13 protein-coding genes and 1 pseudogene are annotated in these 15,798 nt (G+C 66.2%); 3 read left to right on the top strand and 11 right to left on the bottom strand.

Translation table 11 applies throughout. From position 1 onward, the window contains the following. Nucleotides 1-90: 90 nt before the first annotated feature. The 4 genes from ACWEPL_RS14655 to ACWEPL_RS14640 all read right to left on the bottom strand — a co-directional run bounded on the left by ACWEPL_RS14655 (nucleotide 91) and on the right by ACWEPL_RS14640 (nucleotide 4,811). Entirely contained in the window at nucleotides 91-2,088 is a 1,998-nt protein-coding gene (locus ACWEPL_RS14655; protein WP_452436432.1) for a right-handed parallel beta-helix repeat-containing protein, read from the bottom strand. A gap of 248 nt (nucleotides 2,089-2,336) precedes the next feature. After that, entirely contained in the window at nucleotides 2,337-2,501 is a 165-nt protein-coding gene (locus ACWEPL_RS14650; protein ID WP_452436431.1) for a hypothetical protein, read from the bottom strand. 261 nt (nucleotides 2,502-2,762) lie between these two features. After that, on the bottom strand, nucleotides 2,763-4,013 hold the full coding sequence (locus ACWEPL_RS14645; protein WP_452436430.1) for an MFS transporter: 1,251 nt from the start codon (nucleotides 4,011-4,013) through the stop codon (nucleotides 2,763-2,765). A gap of 279 nt (nucleotides 4,014-4,292) precedes the next feature. Beyond that, nucleotides 4,293-4,811, bottom strand: a complete 519-nt coding sequence (locus ACWEPL_RS14640; RefSeq protein WP_452436429.1) for a CHRD domain-containing protein — start codon at nucleotides 4,809-4,811, stop codon at nucleotides 4,293-4,295. Here ACWEPL_RS14640 and ACWEPL_RS14635 point away from each other — a divergent pair. Then, nucleotides 4,810-5,175 (top strand): annotated as a pseudogene (locus ACWEPL_RS14635) (MEKHLA domain-containing protein); the annotation flags it as partial. The gene ACWEPL_RS14640 and the pseudogene ACWEPL_RS14635 overlap by 2 nt on opposite strands. Before the next feature lie 52 nt (nucleotides 5,176-5,227). Continuing rightward, complete coding sequence (locus ACWEPL_RS14630; RefSeq protein WP_452436434.1) at nucleotides 5,228-5,548, top strand: hypothetical protein; 321 nt, start codon at nucleotides 5,228-5,230, stop codon at nucleotides 5,546-5,548. Between the two features lie 92 nt (nucleotides 5,549-5,640). On the opposite strand, the gene ACWEPL_RS14625 is transcribed toward ACWEPL_RS14630, so the two are convergent. The 5 genes from ACWEPL_RS14625 to ACWEPL_RS14605 form a co-directional block, all read right to left on the bottom strand. Continuing rightward, nucleotides 5,641-6,852 carry an ADP-dependent glucokinase/phosphofructokinase gene (locus ACWEPL_RS14625; protein WP_452436428.1) on the bottom strand — a complete coding sequence of 404 codons (1,212 nt, stop codon included), beginning with the start codon at nucleotides 6,850-6,852 and terminating at the stop codon, nucleotides 5,641-5,643. A 1-nt stretch (nucleotide 6,853) separates the two neighbouring features. Then, complete coding sequence (locus ACWEPL_RS14620) at nucleotides 6,854-7,714, bottom strand: ketose-bisphosphate aldolase (protein WP_363982520.1); 861 nt, start codon at nucleotides 7,712-7,714, stop codon at nucleotides 6,854-6,856. A gap of 54 nt (nucleotides 7,715-7,768) precedes the next feature. Then, the gene (locus ACWEPL_RS14615) at nucleotides 7,769-8,620 is read right to left on the bottom strand and encodes a carbohydrate ABC transporter permease (protein ID WP_350732893.1); all 852 of its coding nucleotides are present in this window, start codon (nucleotides 8,618-8,620) and stop codon (nucleotides 7,769-7,771) included. After that, complete coding sequence (locus tag ACWEPL_RS14610; RefSeq protein WP_452436427.1) at nucleotides 8,617-9,579, bottom strand: carbohydrate ABC transporter permease; 963 nt, start codon at nucleotides 9,577-9,579, stop codon at nucleotides 8,617-8,619. Before ACWEPL_RS14610 ends, ACWEPL_RS14615 begins: the two co-directional genes overlap by 4 nt. A gap of 62 nt (nucleotides 9,580-9,641) precedes the next feature. Next, nucleotides 9,642-10,949 (bottom strand): ABC transporter substrate-binding protein, encoded by a 1,308-nt coding sequence (locus ACWEPL_RS14605; protein ID WP_452436426.1) that lies wholly within the window; start codon nucleotides 10,947-10,949, stop codon nucleotides 9,642-9,644. 295 nt (nucleotides 10,950-11,244) lie between these two features. On the opposite strand from ACWEPL_RS14605, the gene ACWEPL_RS14600 reads away from it, so the two are divergent. Then, on the top strand, nucleotides 11,245-12,090 hold the full coding sequence (locus tag ACWEPL_RS14600) for a DeoR/GlpR family DNA-binding transcription regulator (RefSeq protein ID WP_363982530.1): 846 nt from the start codon (nucleotides 11,245-11,247) through the stop codon (nucleotides 12,088-12,090). Nucleotides 12,091-12,245: 155 nt separating this feature from the next. Here the strand turns inward: ACWEPL_RS14600 and ACWEPL_RS14595 are convergent, their stop codons facing one another. Together ACWEPL_RS14595 and ACWEPL_RS14590 are read right to left on the bottom strand one after the other, a co-directional pair. Then, a complete protein-coding gene (locus ACWEPL_RS14595) occupies nucleotides 12,246-13,550 on the bottom strand; it encodes a family 43 glycosylhydrolase (RefSeq protein WP_452436425.1) in 1,305 nt (434 codons plus the stop codon). 71 nt (nucleotides 13,551-13,621) lie between these two features. Continuing rightward, nucleotides 13,622-15,796: a beta-L-arabinofuranosidase domain-containing protein gene (locus tag ACWEPL_RS14590; protein ID WP_452436424.1), complete on the bottom strand. Its 2,175-nt coding sequence runs from the start codon at nucleotides 15,794-15,796 to the stop codon at nucleotides 13,622-13,624. Nucleotides 15,797-15,798: the final 2 nt, after the last annotated feature.

Here is a 15,798-nt window from a genome sequence, read left to right as displayed (position 1 = left end):
GCTGCAACACGGGGTTCCGTGTTGCAGCCGCTCTTTCCCAGGAAGGCGGGCGGAGCGCCGTCACCGGGCTCATGTTCTTCAGGTCTTTTGCTAAAGCTTCCCGGGACGGATCGCCACGTCATCGATCTGGAACGCGGGTCCGGCGGTGCTCGCGTTCCAGACAAAGGTCCAGTCGACGCGGGTCGTGCCTGCGGGCGCGGTGAACGTGCCGGCTGCTTCGGTCCAGGCGGTCTTCCGGGTCAGGGAGATGGCGTCGGTACGCAGCACCGTGCCGGACTCGTCGCGCCACCGCACATTCCACGTGACGGCAGGCATGGTCGCCACGGCCTCCCGGTACCACAGCGACACCTGGTAGCTCGTACCGGCGACCACACCGCTGTATCCGGGGAAGTTGTCAAGCGCCACCGCGCTGCCAGACGCCTGGGCGCTGGTCATCTGCAGCGAGCCTGTGCCACCATGCGCGCCGCCGGTCTGGTGCGCCAGGCTGGCCCCGTACCACGGGGAGTAGGGCGCGACCGTCGAGCCGGACTCGAAGTCCTGCTCGGCGATCGCCGGCGGGACGGGCGTGCCGCCGTCGAACGTGCTGCCGGCGTCCTGGCCGTACTGGGGGCCGACCCACAGCCCGGGCACGATGCGATTGCCCATGTCGGTGACCCTGAACTGCCACGGTCCTGTGTAGGTGTTGTCGTGCCAGGAGTTGTGCGAGTCGTGGACGATCGACTGCTGGATCACGGCGCCCTTGTACGGGGACCAGTCCGGGTACGTACCCCAGTTGGACAGCAGGGCCATGTGCCCGCAGTACTGCGTCGGGCAGCCGCCGTTGACGGCGCTGGGGTCGAAGGCGAACGTGTTGTGGTGGATGTCGACGTTCTTCGTCCACCAGCGGCAGTTGGTGTAGAGCGGCTCACTGGCGATGGCAGGAGCCGAGCACTGTGAGGTGTTGGTCGGTCCGACGATCAGCGTGCAGTCGCCGGTCGTCGAGGCCGGGCTGTTGCAGAACCGGTCGGCGTTCGCCCATGCGGTGATCCCGCCCCAGTTGTTCTCGAGCCGGTTGCCGGTGATCTCGATCTTGCTGGTCCGCGCTTGCACGCGGGGCTCACCATCCGCCTCGGACAGGTAGATCGCCGCTTCGGGGAACGGGTCGCCCTTCGCTGCCCGCTCGGCGCCGGAGGCCCAGGCGTTGCGGCGGATGGTGTTGTTCCGGATCACGACGTTGTAGCTGATCTCGTAGAAGATCGCGAGCGACTCGTTGTCCTCGATGAGGTTGTCCTCGATGAGGAAGTCGTTGTTGTTGGTGTCCGCCCAGACCCCCGGCCCGTGGTTGCCGTGGACCCAGTTGCCGGTCACGTCGGCACCGTTCACCGCCCAGAACTTCATGCCACCGGTACATCCGCACCCAGGTTCCTGGTGCTCCCAGTCGTCGGTGTTGTTGCCGGTGAACTCGTTGTCCGCCACAACCAGGCCGGTGATGGTGTTGCCATCTTTGTACGCGTTCAGGCCGTACTGCCCGTTGTCCTTGAGGCAGTTGCCACGGATCTTGTTCGTGGCCCCGGCCATCAGCCCCGCGCCGGAGTTGTTGCGGATCGTGTTGTGCTCCACGACCCAGCCGTCGCCGGAGTCGTGGTTGACCACACCCTGATCGCGCGGCGCGACGAATCCGGTGATGGTCAGGTACCGGATCGTGACGCCGGTCGCCTGCTGAGTGAACGCGTACCGGTTCAGCCGCTGCCCGTCCAGTACCGCGCCGGGCGCGCCGATGAACGTCGCGCCGTTGCCGGGCATGATCTGGGCGTACTGGTCCGTGCCCAGCGTGTGTGTGCCGGTCTCGAAGTAGTACGTGGTGTTCGCCTGGCGTAAGTTCACGCCGCTGTTGTCGCCCGCAGGGACCACGACCGCGCCGGAGGGCGGTGTGGTCGGGCCGTTCAGCGACGAGCTGCCGCAGACCGCTGCCGTTGCCGTTGCCGTTGCCGTCGTCGTTGCCGTCGTCGAATCGGCTGCCGAATCGACCGCGTTGCCACTCGCCGGCGTCGCGCCGCCCATGACAACCGTGGCTAGGGCCACCAAGGCCACTGGCCAGGTTCTTCGCATTCCTGTTCTCCTCCAGGTTTTGACAGCCTTGGCCGCACTCGACCGCCGGCCGTCGCCGCTGTAGACAGCGCTCGCGCCTACCCTCAAGATCAAACGCTGAGAGAGTACTGCAGGGCCGATGACGGCGTCCTGCCGATCAGGGACAGCGACAGACATCACTGTCCCTGTTTGAGCCCCGGGCGCGCCCTACCACTCCGACCTGCGGTGTCGAGTCGTCTGATCGTGAGTCACGGTGAGCCACATGTGACTCACGCCCCCGCCCGCGCCTTGCCGACCTTCCGGGAGCTCACCCGCACCGCCTTCAGCACCAGCCGCGCGGTCGTCCGGGCACTGTCGTGATACAGGTGCGACAGCACCGAGACGTAGGTGTCGGCGGTCAGCACGACGCCGTCATGCCTCAGCGTGCGCCGCACCACCTTGAGTCCCTCAGCCGCGAAGACGCCTCACCCCTGCAGACCTCCCAAGCCGAGCGCGCCGTTCCCGTTCAGGCCGACGATCCGGGTACGGGGCCAGAGCCGCGGGAGGCCAGGAAGGGTGCCGCCTGACCTGCGGAGTTGGCACCTCCGACCACGGTGACGGACTGCGACTCGCAATCGCGCGCGGCACTCGTGGCTCGCGCCTTTCTCCGGCCGGCATCCAGGGCGCCAATCGGCACACCATGAAGTTCGAGGGGTTCAAGCCGCCGCCGCTGTCGTCTCGACGCGCCGCGGCGGCACCGCATGACGGACGGTGATGGCGAACAGGAGGAGACCGGCGGCCGTCAGCACCAGGCCCGCCCATGCCGTCGAGAGGGTGCCGAGGCCCGCGCCGAGCGTGATCGAGCCACCGACGGCTCCCAGCGCGTTGGCCAGGTTGAGCGATGCGAGGTTGAGCGCCCCCATCAATGTGGGCGCCTCGGGGGCGTTCTTGGTGAGCAGCACCTGAATCGTCGGGATGGCGAGCATCATGGTCGCGCCGACTCCGAAAAGGGCATGCATGAGCAGCCAGATCGTTTCGCCTGTCGCGGCGATCGCGATGAGGAACAGCAGGACGCTCCCGTAGCCCAGGACGAGACCCCGGTACGCATAGCGGTCAGCAAGGCGGCCACCGACCTGGTTACCCACCGCCATGCCGACGCCGAACACGGCGAGTGCCACGGGGATCAGCGATTCATCGGCCCGTGCCGCGTCCGTGACATAGGGACCGATGAAGGTGTAGACGGCGAAGATGCTGGAAATGCCGAGCGCGGCGACGACCATGATCACCCAGACCATCGGTCGGCGCAGGGCGCCCAGCTCTTGCGCGATGGGCCCGCCGTCGAGGTCGGAGGTGGCGGGCACCCAGAGGAGAATGGCCGCACCGGCGGCCAGGCCGATCACCGCGACCACGACGTACAGCGCCTGCCAGCCGGCCTGCTGCCCGACGAAGGTGCCGAGAGGCGAGCCGACGATCGTCGCGATGGTCAGGCCGGCCATGACGGTCGCGAACGCCTTTCCGCCCTTGCCCGGACCGTAGACGTAGGCGGCGACGACGGCGCCGGCACCGAAGTAGGCGCCCTGCACCGTGCCGGTGATGAACCGGGCCGCGATCAGCATGCCGACGTTCGCGGACAGCGCCGACAGCAGGTTCCCGACGATGAAGAGAAGGATGAGTGCCAGGAGTAGCTGCTTGCGGTTCAGCCGGGCGGCCACGATCGTGATGACAGGGGACCCGATCATGACGCCGACCGCGTAGGCGGTCACGGCGTACGTCGCCTGCGGGATCGAGATGCCCATGTCCGCGGCGAAGAGCTGGATGATGCCGTTGCTGCCGAATTCACCCGTGCCGATGGCGAAGGTGCCGAGCGCGAGAGCGAGCAGAGTGAGCTTCGTGTTCCTGGTGGCGCAGTCCGGCGTGTGGCGCGCTTCCTCGGCTTCGCACTGCGCTCGATAGGCACTGTTGAGCACGGGGAGCCCTCCTTTCGGGCGAGTGTGGTGGTTCCGTGCGGCGATATGTCATAGGTCGGTCAGGCTCGGTGGCCCCTCGCGCGCCTCGTCATAGCGGATCAGCGCTGTTCCCGTGAAGTTACGCAGGATCACTTGATGAAGAGTGAACGATCACTGGATCCGTTCTCGAGCCGGTCCAAGGCGGATCACCGCCATCGACGTCTGAAACGTGGGTGCGAGCCGGCCTTCCCGAGCCCTCAGGACGCCGGCCCACACGGGCTTCGCCTCGCAGCGATCGGTCTACCAGCGGCCGCCCTTGTGGAGCTGGCCGCGGACCGCGCCATCGGGGAACTGGGAAGTGTGCAGGTTGGCGTACCAGTTCTTGGGCTTGTTCTTGATGTCCCTGAGCAGGCTGCTCTTGACGCGAACGGAGCCGGAAGCGGTGTTGCCGCGAATGCGGCCGTTGGACAGCAGGTCGATGACGACGGGGCCGTTCACGCCCGCCTTGCCCCGGTGGATGTGGAAGGCGGTCGGCCTGCCGGTGTTCCTCCACTGCACGAAGAAGTAGAAGCGGTCGCCGCTGATGCGGAACTTGGCGACGGCCACGCCGTTGGGGTCGTTGACCTTCTTGCCCCGTTCGGGCACCTCGTTCCGGCCGAGGAGCCCGGCGGCGAAGTAGTACTTGGGCGAACTGGTCGTCCGACTGTGCGCGGTCACCCTGGTGGTCTGGGACGCGGCGGCCGCGGGGGTGGCGATCACCGAGCCGGCGAACACCACGGCTACCGCCCCTGCCGCCGTCGCGCCCGCAAGCACGCGCATGGAAAGCGCGGGATTCCATTTTCCGTCCAGTTTCTGTCAAGTACGCCCGGGTGACATCGGACGCAAGATCCCCTCCGACGCGGCAAAGAACGGTTGCTCCGTGGACTCCGACTTCTTCGACCGCCGGCGCGCTCCCACCTGCGCTTCGTCGGCACCCCGCTGTCAGGCCCCGAGGCCACGGCGGCTCTCGGCGGAGCCGGACCGGCGGGAGGACCGCCAGGCGCTACTGGACGCCGTACGTCGGGACGGCTTCGCGACCGGCTATCGGGGACAGCGCATCGCCAAGTCCGGCCGCCGGTTCTGGATCGAGGACGTGACGATGTGGAACCTGGTGGACGGCGACGGCCTGCTCGTGGGCCAGGCGGCGGCCTTCCGACTCGGCCCGCTCAACGTGGCCGAGGTGGCCGAGATCGTTCGTGGCGGGACCGGCCAGTTGCCCGGTCCCGCCGCCGCGCGGCATCTACGCCCGCACCGCCGGCAACTCGTTCTTCGTCCGGGAGCTGTCCCGGCTGCTCGGTGGCATGGGCGTGCTCACCCATGACGCGGTGGCCCGGACGGAGGCGCCGTCGACCGTGCGCGACGTGGTCCGCGACCGGATGGCCGGCCTCGACGACGGTGCCCGGGACCTGCGGGCCGACATCGAGGAGGGGCTCGGCCCGGTCGCCTCGCCCTACCGGGTGGCTGACCCGGTGGTGACCATCACGGCATTCACGAAGAGGGAGCCGCATGAGCTCTGAGGACGGCCTGCGCGCCACGTTTCGTCAATCGATCGTGGTGAACGTGATGGCCGCGGCGAAGTAGCAGGCTGGAGACGCGGGAGCGGATCACCTCACGTGATGCTCTGACCGCTTGAGCCGCCCTGGGAGACCGCGGCGAGGAAACCGCCGACGAACGCGTCGCCGAGCCCGATGGTCGTGGGCGCGGCGACGTCAAGCTCGAAACCGGGCAGGCAACGAACAACCCCGCCCATTCGGCGTTCCAGAGCCGCGGCGAACTCCACCGCCTCCGTTCGCCTCGGCCGGTTCTGCATGAGTTCGTACTGGTGGTTCGTGTACTCGTCGCCGTGGCAGTAGCGGGTGCTGGCGATCACGATGCCCTCGTTCAGTGGCTCCGCGTACTCGCCGGCTCTTTCGCCGAATGCCGCCGACCAGTACTTGGTGTGCACCACCAGGGTCTTCACGGGGATGAGAGCCTGCAGCGATTCGAGGGCACGTGCCACCTCCGTCACGGAGAGCAGGTTGACGGCGTAGCCCAGGTGCGACTGCATCTCGTCTTCGTTCAGCCCGTAAACGTCGATGACTTCCAGAAGCGCGTCGCGGACCCGTTGGCTGAGGCCCGGCTCGTGGAATCCGGCATCCTCGTAGTAGACGACCGCCTCGGCCGGAAGTTGTCGCATGTGGCTTCGCAGCGTGGAAAGACGCCGGTCGAGTGTTCGCCGGTCCCGTATCGCGTTGAATCCCGAGATCAGAAAGACCCGTGCGTCGCCGAGCAACGAGCCCAGCTCATCACTCAGCAGCATGGACTCGTTGTCCGGGTCGTTGACGTAGATCAGTCTGTTCGGAAACGGCGTGTCGATGTCGATGTCACCTGCCCGAACCCGCATGCCCTGGTCGTACTGCACGATCAGGTGCGGATAGAGGGTGTCCTGGTCGCCGCTGCAGATGTAGTCGCAGCTTGCCGGCAGCAGGCGGCGGACGATGTCGTTGAGGCTGACCAGGTGCAGGGTGGACGGTACGCCGAGCCGGCTCATCTCCATCGCCGCCCGAACGGAGGTCCCGCCCAGAGTCGTTCGTTTGGGGAACCGCCCGGCGAATGCGTCCAGGCATTCGGAGGAGGCGACGAAGTGCTCGCCTCCTCCGCCCTTTTTGAGGTAGGTGAGAATCGAGATGACCAGCTCACGCTCGTTGGTCACGGTGACCGACGAAGTCAGCTCGGCATCGCGGATCTGATACTCGCCGACCAGTTGCTCCAAGATCGACGAGGACAGCTTGAGTTCGTAGTCGACGCATCCCCCCAAGCCCAGGACCACACGGCTGGTCATGTCAGTAGAGAGATGCCTTGCCGGCCGCTTCGAAGAGGTCGATCTTCTGCCCGGCCACCACCTTCATCGCCTCGATGCACGGCGGCTGGATGGAGTTCGGCTCACGCAGGCCCTCATCGGCCAGGACCTCGCGCATCTTCAGGTGGTAGGCGGCCTTGATGTCACTGGAGATATTGATCTTGTTGATGCCGAGCTTGACCGACTCCGCGATCTCGTCGTCGGGATTGCCCGAGCCGCCGTGCAGCACCAGGGGGATCTTGACCCGGTCCTTGATCTCCTTCAGCAGGTCGAGCTTCAGCTCCGGCTTCAGGTTCTTCGGGTAGAGGCCGTGATAGGTGCCGATGGCCACGGCGAGGCTGTCCACCCCCGTCGCCTGCACGAAGGTCACGGCGTCCGCCGGGTCGGTGTAGATGATCGCGTCGCTGCCGTCTTCGGCCTCGCTGTCGGTCTTGCCGATCGTCCCCAGCTCCGCCTCGACCGACAGGCCGACCGCGTGCGCGGTCTCCGTGACCTTCTTGGAGATCGCGATGTTCTCCTCGAACGACTTCATCGAGGCGTCGATCATCACCGAGGTGAAGCCGATCCGGATCGCGGTCAGCATCTCCTGATAGGTCGCGCCGTGGTCCCAGTGAATCGCGATCGGCACGGACGAGCGATGGGCCCGCTGGGTCATCGCGGCGATCACGTCCACTCCGATGTGCCGCACCTCGTCGGGGTGGATCCCGATGAAAAGCGGCGCGTTCTTCTCCTCGCTGATGTCCACGATGCCGTTGAACATGGCGTAGTCACTGATGTTGAAGGCGGGCACGGCGAAGTTTCTTTCATTCGCGACAGCCAAGAGCACCTTGCCGGTCGTCAGCATTGCTGTATTTCTCCTTCTGATCAGTTGATTGTCACTCGGGACGGGGACGACGTTTCAGGACTTGACCGCGCCGGAGGTGAGGCCGCCGATGAATCGCCGCTGGAAGAGGAGGAACAACACGAGCACCGGGATGGACCCCAGGATGCTCATGGCCATCATCTGGTTCCACTCGTAGGAGTGCTGGCCCATCAGGAGCTGGATGCCGATGGGAACGGTTCGCATGTCGTCGGTACGCGTGAGCGTCAGCGCGAACAGGTATTCGTTCCACGAGATCATGAAGGTGTAGACGCCGACGGCGACCAGCCCGGGCACCGAAATGGGCACCAGGATCCGCCAGAGAGCCGTCCAGCTCGACGCCCCGTCCACCTTGACGGATTCATCCAGTTCTCGCGGCAGGGTGTTGAAGTACGCGGTCATCATGATAATCGCATAGGGCAAGGTGAACACCATATGCGTGAGGATGAGCCCCGGATAAGTATTGTACAGGCCGAGCGCCACCACGAGACCGAAATAGGGAATGACGAGTGTGATTGGCGGCACAGCTTGGACAGTGACGATCACGGCGTTGACGGATCGTTTCAGCGGGAAGTTGTAGCGGCTGAATCCATACGCCGCGAGAATCGCCACGAACAATGTCAGCACGGTCACCGACAGCGCGACGATGTAACTGTTGATGAAAAACCTCAACTGAGTCGCGTCGGCCAGGATCACTTTGTAGGCGTCGAACGAGAAGTTCTCGGTGATCAGCCGCGGCGGAACCTGGAAGACTTCCCCGTTGGTCTTGAACGACGTCGACAGCATCCACACGACCGGAAGGCCGGCGAAGGCCGCGCCGACGCACAGGCCTGCGAGCACGGCGATCTTCGCGCCGAGGCGCCGCCTTTTGCGGGTGAGCACGGTGATCACCTCTCCTTTTGCAGGCGAACGTAGAAGAAGGCCAGAACCATCGTGAGCAGCAGGACTATGACGGCGGCGGCGGACGCGGTGGCGAACTCGTAACTGCTGAAGGCCTGCTTGTAGGTGTACGTGCTGAGCATCTCGGTGGCATTCAGCGGGCCACCACCGGTGGTCATCCAGATGAGGGCGAACTGCTGGGAGGTCCAGATGAGATCGAGCACGGCCATGCTGAGGAGCACCGGTTTCAGCTGTGGCAGCGTCACGTTGCGAAACTGGCGGAAAGTGCTTGCGCCGTCGACGGAGGCCGCCTCGTACAGAACGGGCGAGATTCCCTGCAACCCGGCGAGGATGCTGATCATGAAGAAGGGGAAGCCGGCCCAGATGTTGATGAATGTCAACGCCCAGAGCGCCGTGTTCGGCTCGGAGAGCCAGCTCACTTCCTCGCGCATCACGCCGATCGTGGTCAGGATGTAGTTGACCACCCCGGACGGGTCCAGCATGAGCCGCCAGATGACCGCGATCACGGCGACCGTGAACAGCCAGGGCAGGATGTAGACGATGCGGAAGATGGCTTTCGTCACTCCGCCCAGCAACGGGGTGTTGAGCATCGTCGCGAAGGCCAGGCCCAGGCCGAGGTGAGCGACGGTGCTCACGGTGATGAAGATGAACGTGTTCTTCAGTGCTGCCAGGAAGTCCGGATCGGTGAGCACCGTGGCGTAGTTGGCGAGCCCGGCGAAGACCGGATTCTGCTCGACGATCACGTTGTCCTTGAACGAGTAGCTGATCACCATCGCGATGGGGATGATCATCAGTACAAAGATCAATATCAGCGTCGGCGAGAGATAGCCGTACGGGACGACACCCTGCACGGGGAAAGGCCGCGTCCTTCTCCGTCGGCCCGCAGAGGATTCCGATGCCGATTTTGCGGCTCCCGGGGAGGCCGCCGGATCGAGTTTCGCGGTTTCCATCGATGTCTCCTTGGTTCGGGGGCCGCGCCGCACGGTCGGCGCGGCCCACGAAGTACGGAAGGTCAGAGCACCGGTGCCCAGGCCTGTTGCGCCTTGTTGAGGGCGTCGTCGACACTTTGCTTGCCGGTGAGCGCGAGCTGCAGCTGCTCATCGAAGCTGCGCATGAGGTCTTCGGACTTCGGCAGCCCCACGAACTCGTTGGCGGGATAGCCCGCCTTGTAGATGTCGAAGGCCGTCTTGAACAGCGGGTCGCTCGTGCTGAAGTCAGGCTCGGCCGTCTTGTTGCCGGGGAAGCCGTTCGCCAGCGTGCTCAGCTGCGCATTCGCCTTCTTGTCCATCAAGAACTGGACCAGTTTGAACGCCTCGGCCTTGTGCTCCGAGGACTCGGCGACGCCGATGCCCCAGGACGCGTACGGGATGCCGCGCCTGCCGGTGTAGGCGTCCTCGGCCGGGATCGGCACGACCGTGAAGTCCAGCTTCGGATTGTTCTTCTTGATCAGCCCGATGTGCGCCAGGGAATCGATCACCATGCCGACCTGACCGGTGGAGAACTTCTCCACCTTGTCCTGCTCTTTCATGGTCAGCGCTCCGGGCGCGATGACGCCCGCGTCGTTCAGGCTCTTGACGTACTCCACGGTGCTCTTGACGCCGGGGCCGGTCAGGTCGGGCTTCCCGTCCTTGGTGAGCATGCTGCCGCCCGATGCCCACAGCCATGACATCACGTCGTTCTGGACGCCGTTGGGAACGGCGGTGTCGAGCGGCAGGGCCCAGCCCTTGACGTTGCCGCCGAGCGCGCTGACCTTCTTGGCCGCCTCCAAGAACTCCGTGCGCGTGCTCGGAGGCGTCTTGACCCCCGCCTTCGCGAGCAGATCATTGTTGACGAACAGAGGGTAGACGAAGTTGACCACAGGGATCATGTAGGTCTTCCCCTTGATCTGGATCTGGCTCGCGAGCTGGCTCGAGTCGTACTTCGCGGTCGTCATGAGCGCGGACAGGTCGGCGATGGCGCCCTGCTTGGCGAAGTCGCTCACCCATGCGCCATCGAGGCCGACGACGTCAGGCAGCGTCCTCGACGCCGCTCCGGCCACCAGCTGCTGTTTCGTGGACGCGTACGGGCCGCTCAACAGCTTGACCTTGATGTTCGGGTTCTGCGCCGTGAATTCCGACATAAGCTTGTCGAACGATCCCGCCGGCAGCTCCGGCGCCCACCACTGCGCAAACTCCAGAGTGACGGTCCCGTCGCCGCTCGATCCCGCGCTCGCTCCCGAGCCGGAACCACACCCCACGGCCGTGGCGCCGATCATCGCCACCGCCATCACCCCGAGTAGTCGCCTCGTCCGGCCCTGCAACCGGGTGCTGCCTCCGGTCATCGCGACCTCCTTGCTGTACAGGTGTTACCGGTCTTTGCCGGTTTCCGCCACATTAACAACGCGTGTCGCTACCCCACAAGACCTAGTAACGCAAAAACCCGCTAGGAACCGCACAGTCCGGCATTCATGCGGAAGATCCGTGCTCGATCACGAGACTCCCAGCGCCGGAGCCCTCGAAACAGGCGGCATCCCGCCTGAAAGAGGCAGCGTTGTGCGGTAGTCTGCAGTTCTAGGCCTGTATCACCCCTCTGTTGCGTTGATCAGTAACGCAACTACCGCAGAGATGGGAGGGTCAGTGACCCTTGACGAAGACGACCGGCAGCGTCGTCTACCTGCAGGACGTAAGGCCCAGCTGGCGGCATACGTCGCGGAGGCCGGGCAGGTCACGGTCAGCGCACTCGCAGAGCGCTTCGGCGTCTCCATCGACACGATCCGGCGGGACCTGGACCAGCTCAGCGCCGACGGTGTCCTGGTCCGCACCTATGGCGGAGCGGTCAGTCAGGCCACTCTATCTCGGGTCGACCGGGCCGTGGACGTGCGGCTCAAGATGGAAGAACGCGAGAAGGAGAAGATCGCGGTACTTGCCGCGTCGCTGGTCGAAGATGGGTCGATCATCATGATCAACGGCGGTACGACCACTCTCGCCGTGGCCCGGAACCTGCGCAACCATCGGGACCTGACCGTGGTGACGAACAGCCTGCTCGTACCCCCGGCGCTGCCACCCTCAGCCGTCCGCGACGTGTACGTCTTCGGCGGCGCGGTCCGCACTCTCACGCTGGCCACCATCGGCCCCGTCAGCTTCCGGGCGTCCGACGGAAGCGAGCTGGACATCAGCTGCGACCTGGCGTTGATCGGGGTCGGCGCCGTTTCGGCGGCCGGATACACGACGAGCAACCTCGCCGAGGCGGCGATGATGCGAGAGATGATCTCGCGGGCGGCGCGCGTGGCGATTCTGGCCGACTCGTCCAAGTTCGATCGCCGGCTCTTCGCCCAGGTGTCCGAGCTCGGGGGCGCCGACTTCCTCGTCACGGACTCCACGCCGCCGCCTGACCTTTTGGACGCGCTGACGGAGAACGGGGTAGAGCTGATCACGCCGGAAACCCACGAAGGCGCCCCCGAAGCCGGTCAAGATCCCCAGTAGATCGGGCGACGAGCAGGTGGCGGCCTGTCCGGGTGCCGATTCGCGTCATGGCCCCTCGAGAACGCCGGTCGACGGTCCCGGCGCCCATTACCGGTACATGGGCCGGTAATGGGCGCCGACTGCCGAGCGGAGCCATGAGCGGATGGCCGCATGGATCAGGCGATCTCGATGTGGTCCAGCTCCGCCCAGCGCGCCTGGTACTGGAAGCGCAGGGTGTTCCATCCGGCGTTCAGCGTGAGCTGGGCAGGCACCTGCGTCCAGTTGTCCCAGCCGCGGTCGGGATAGCTCAGCGTGAACCGCGTGCCCCCGTTCACCGTCACCAGGTGCTGCGCGTCGCCGTACCCGGCGGCATAGGCCACGTACGCGGTGTAGGCCCCGGCGACCGGCGCGAACACCTGGACGTCGACCCAGCTGTCCGCATAGTCGATCTTTGCCACGACGGCCCCCTGTGACGCCCCGGCCGCGCCGGTCCGCACCTCGGCATGGTTGAGCGTGCCGCGCTCGGCCTCGTACCGTACCCGGCTGCCGCGTACGACCGGGTAGTCGTTGGCCCAGCCCAGCTCCGCGGTGTACATGTGGCGCGCGTTGCCCACCCAGCCGTGGAAGAAGACGCGGCTCCCGAGCACGTCGGTCCCGCCGGGGCCCTGAACGGCGCCGTCGAAGGTGGCCGTCGTCATCAGCGGCCGGTACGCCTTGGTGTAGGGCCCGGCGAGAGCCGGGGAAACGGCGTAGCCGGTGAAATAGCTGTTTCCGGCGTAGGAGCCGGCCGAGTAGAAGAGCACGTACTGGGAGGGCCGCTTGACGAGCACGGGAGCCTCGATCACCCCGGCTTCCTCGGGACGGTCGTTGCGGATGAGCTCGGTGCGGCCGCCGACGAGGGTGACGCCGTCCGCGCCGACCTGCTGCAGCCACAGAACGGTGGGCCGGCCGACGGCGTTGCCGTCGTTCTTGTAGACCAGGTACCGCTTGCCGTCGGTGTCGACGAAGCTCGACGGGTCGATGTCGCCGCCCTCGGCCGCGTTGCAGACAAGCGGTGAGCCGCTGGTCGGCTGGAAGGGGCCGAGGGGGTTCGCCGAGGTCGCGGCGCCGATGCACATGCGCCCGGTTGCGGTGCTGGGGCCGGTGAAGTACATCAGGTAGCGGCCGTCGGCAAGCTGGGAGACGTCGGGTGCCCAGAACCCGCCGTTCCCCGCCCAGGACGGTTTGGCGGGCAGCGCGTCCCCGCGCACGGTCCACGGGCCGGTGGCCGACGAGGCGCTGGCCACCTGGATGCGCCCGGCCGAGCTGCTGGTGGAGTAGGCGTAGAAGGTGGAGCCGGCCTGGATGACGTCCGGATCGGGGAAGTCGGCGCGAATCACGGCCGTCGGGGCCACGGCGGCCGCCGCCGGCTCCGCACCGGCCGCGGGTAGGCAGACCGCGGTCGCGGTGAACACGAGGAAGAGCCGGCCGAGCAGCCGCATGGGGACCTCCGATCATCCGTACTCACGGGTATAGGCCATTCCGGAGCCGCGGAGAAGAGATTTTTTGGCATTCAGCCGGGGAGCCTGGCCTGGGTGGCAGTGGAGACCACCGTGTCCTTCTGGGCCGAGGTCATCAGGCCGGCCGTGACCCACTCCTCCGCGGTGCGGGTCACGGTGGACACGAACGCTCCCTGGCTCGCGAAGGGCGCGTTCTTCCAGACCGCGTCGAGGAACGTCACCGAATCCGCCCGCTCGCGGTTGGGCACGCCGGAGTCGATCCTGCCGAAGACGACGGTCGGCTCGACGCGCCGGAAGTAGGCGTGGTAGCGGTCGGTGTTGTTGATGTAGAGGGGGACGAGCGGCAGACCGTTCGCCGTGAAGCTCATCGGCCCGGTGGACGTGACGGCGCGCGCGAGGTCCCCGGACAGGGTGAAGTCCCGGTAGAAGGAGAATTGGCGGTAGGTGGTCTGGTTGCTCTTGGCGACCATCGGCACCGGCCCGTAGGCGATGCTCTGGATGGTCGGGATGTCCAGCGCCTTCTCGATCCGCAGCGAGAACGGCATCGTGATCCTCACCGTGTCGCCGCTCCGCCACTGCCGGTCGAGCGTGACGTACTCGCCGGGCTTGGCGTCGAGCTGCTGGTCGGTCGCGTTGACCAGCACCGTGAAGCCCTTTTCCACCCAGTACGGCACCCGCAGCTTCACCACCAGCCGGCCGTTGCCCGTAACCGTCAGCGTCGTCACCCCCGCGGGGTCGGCCGGATAGTTCGTGACCTGCCTGATCACGAAGCCCTTCTCGGCCCAGTTGAGCTCCGAGGCCATGTAGAGGTTCACGTAGAGCGTCGAATCGTCGGCGGACCGGAAGTAGATCGAGTCCTGGAACTTGGTGTGGCTCTCCAGCCCGGTGCCGCCGCAGCAGGTGCCGAGGTTGCCGTAACTGCGCGCCGAACCCGCCCGCATTGGGATGAAGTAGGTCAGTAGCGGATTGGTGGTGCTGTCGGTGTTGCGGCGGGAGGCGAGGATCTGGCCGTAGAGTGCCCGTTCGTAATACTGCATGTATTTCGGGTCTGCGGTGTGGAAGAACAGGGCCCGGCTCAGCTTGAGCATGTTGTAGTTGCAGCAGGTCTCGGCGTTGTTGGCGCCCAGGGTGCCGACGATGACGTCGCGTGCGCCGAAGAGCTCGCCGTTGTCGGACGGACCGGCCAGGCCGCCGTCGGTGAACGTGCGGTGCGGGACGACCATGTCCCAGAAGTTCGCGGCCGCGTCGAAGTAGCGGCGTTCCTGGTTCTGGTCGAAGACGGACAGGTATCCGATGAACTGGGGGATGTGCTGGTTGGCGTGTTTCCGGTTGAGCGTGTCCTGCTTGTCGACGGTGGCCGCGAGGAGGGCGGTGTTGTCGAAGCACTTGGCCGTCGCGAGATACTCCGCCTTGCCGCTGAGGGCGTAGAGGTCGGCCATCACGATGTTCATGCCGTTGTACTCGCCGGCGATGTAGATGCCCCACATCCGGTCGAGCTGGGCTCGCGGAAGGTTGCCCAGCCTGCTGTGGACCCAGTCGCCCATCTTCAGCACGATCTCGAGCGCCTGCTCGTTGCCGGCGTACTGGTAGGCGTCGAGCAGCCCTCTCATGATCATGTGGCAGGTGTAGTACGGCGCCCAGATCGTGGGATAGGTCGCGTACTGCTCCAGCTGGATGAACTGCGTCTCGGGATAGGCGGCCAGGAAGCCGGGGTGGCTCGGCCCGCCGGGTTGCCCGACCTTCGCGGCCAGCGCGTTCTGGCACTCGCCCAGCGCGGTGACCATGTAGTCGACCTTGTTCTTGTAGAAGGCGTCGCCGGAGCCCGCGTAGGCCAGAGCGAGGGCGCTGAGGAAGTGCCCGCTGTAGTGACCGCGCAGGTTTCCGGTCGCGTCGTCCCAGCCGCCGGGCGGCTGCGCGCCCAGCGTGTCCAGACCGGCGTTGGCCCGGAAATTGGCCAGCATCCGGTCGGCCGAATAGGACCGCAGGAAGGTCAGGATGCGATCCCGGTTGGCGGTGAACAGGCTCGCGCCCAGCGTGACCTGGCTGTTCGCGAACGGCTTCACGATCCAGCTGCCGGGCACCGGGGGGTCGTTCTGCCGCAGCGGGGCCACCGTGCGGGCCGCGGCCCGGGCCGTTCCGGTGGACGTCGCCAACGCGAGCGCGGACGGGGTGGCGACCGCTAACACCGCCAGTCGAAGGGCCTCGCGCCTGGGCACCATTTCTGACATCG

Source organism: Nonomuraea sp. NPDC004186, from assembly GCF_053603495.1.
The sequence above is the reverse complement of the archived record's forward strand: the minus strand, read 5'-3'. Positions and strand labels throughout refer to the sequence as shown.

Bases quoted from the DNA above. Each gene is read 5' to 3' on its own strand.
- ACWEPL_RS14640 (WP_452436429.1), bottom strand. From the start codon at position 4,811: ATGCGCGTGCTTGCGGGCGCGACGGCGGCAGGGGCGGTAGCCGTGGTG.
- ACWEPL_RS14655 (WP_452436432.1), bottom strand. From the start codon at position 2,088: ATGCGAAGAACCTGGCCAGTGGCCTTGGTGGCCCTAGCCACGGTTGTC.
- ACWEPL_RS14595 (WP_452436425.1), bottom strand. From the start codon at position 13,550: ATGCGGCTGCTCGGCCGGCTCTTCCTCGTGTTCACCGCGACCGCGGTC.
- ACWEPL_RS14620 (WP_363982520.1), bottom strand. From the start codon at position 7,714: ATGCTGACGACCGGCAAGGTGCTCTTGGCTGTCGCGAATGAAAGAAAC.
- ACWEPL_RS14590 (WP_452436424.1), bottom strand. From the start codon at position 15,796: ATGTCAGAAATGGTGCCCAGGCGCGAGGCCCTTCGACTGGCGGTGTTA.
- ACWEPL_RS14625 (WP_452436428.1), bottom strand. From the start codon at position 6,852: ATGACCAGCCGTGTGGTCCTGGGCTTGGGGGGATGCGTCGACTACGAA.
- ACWEPL_RS14610 (WP_452436427.1), bottom strand. From the start codon at position 9,579: ATGGAAACCGCGAAACTCGATCCGGCGGCCTCCCCGGGAGCCGCAAAA.
- ACWEPL_RS14605 (WP_452436426.1), bottom strand. From the start codon at position 10,949: ATGACCGGAGGCAGCACCCGGTTGCAGGGCCGGACGAGGCGACTACTC.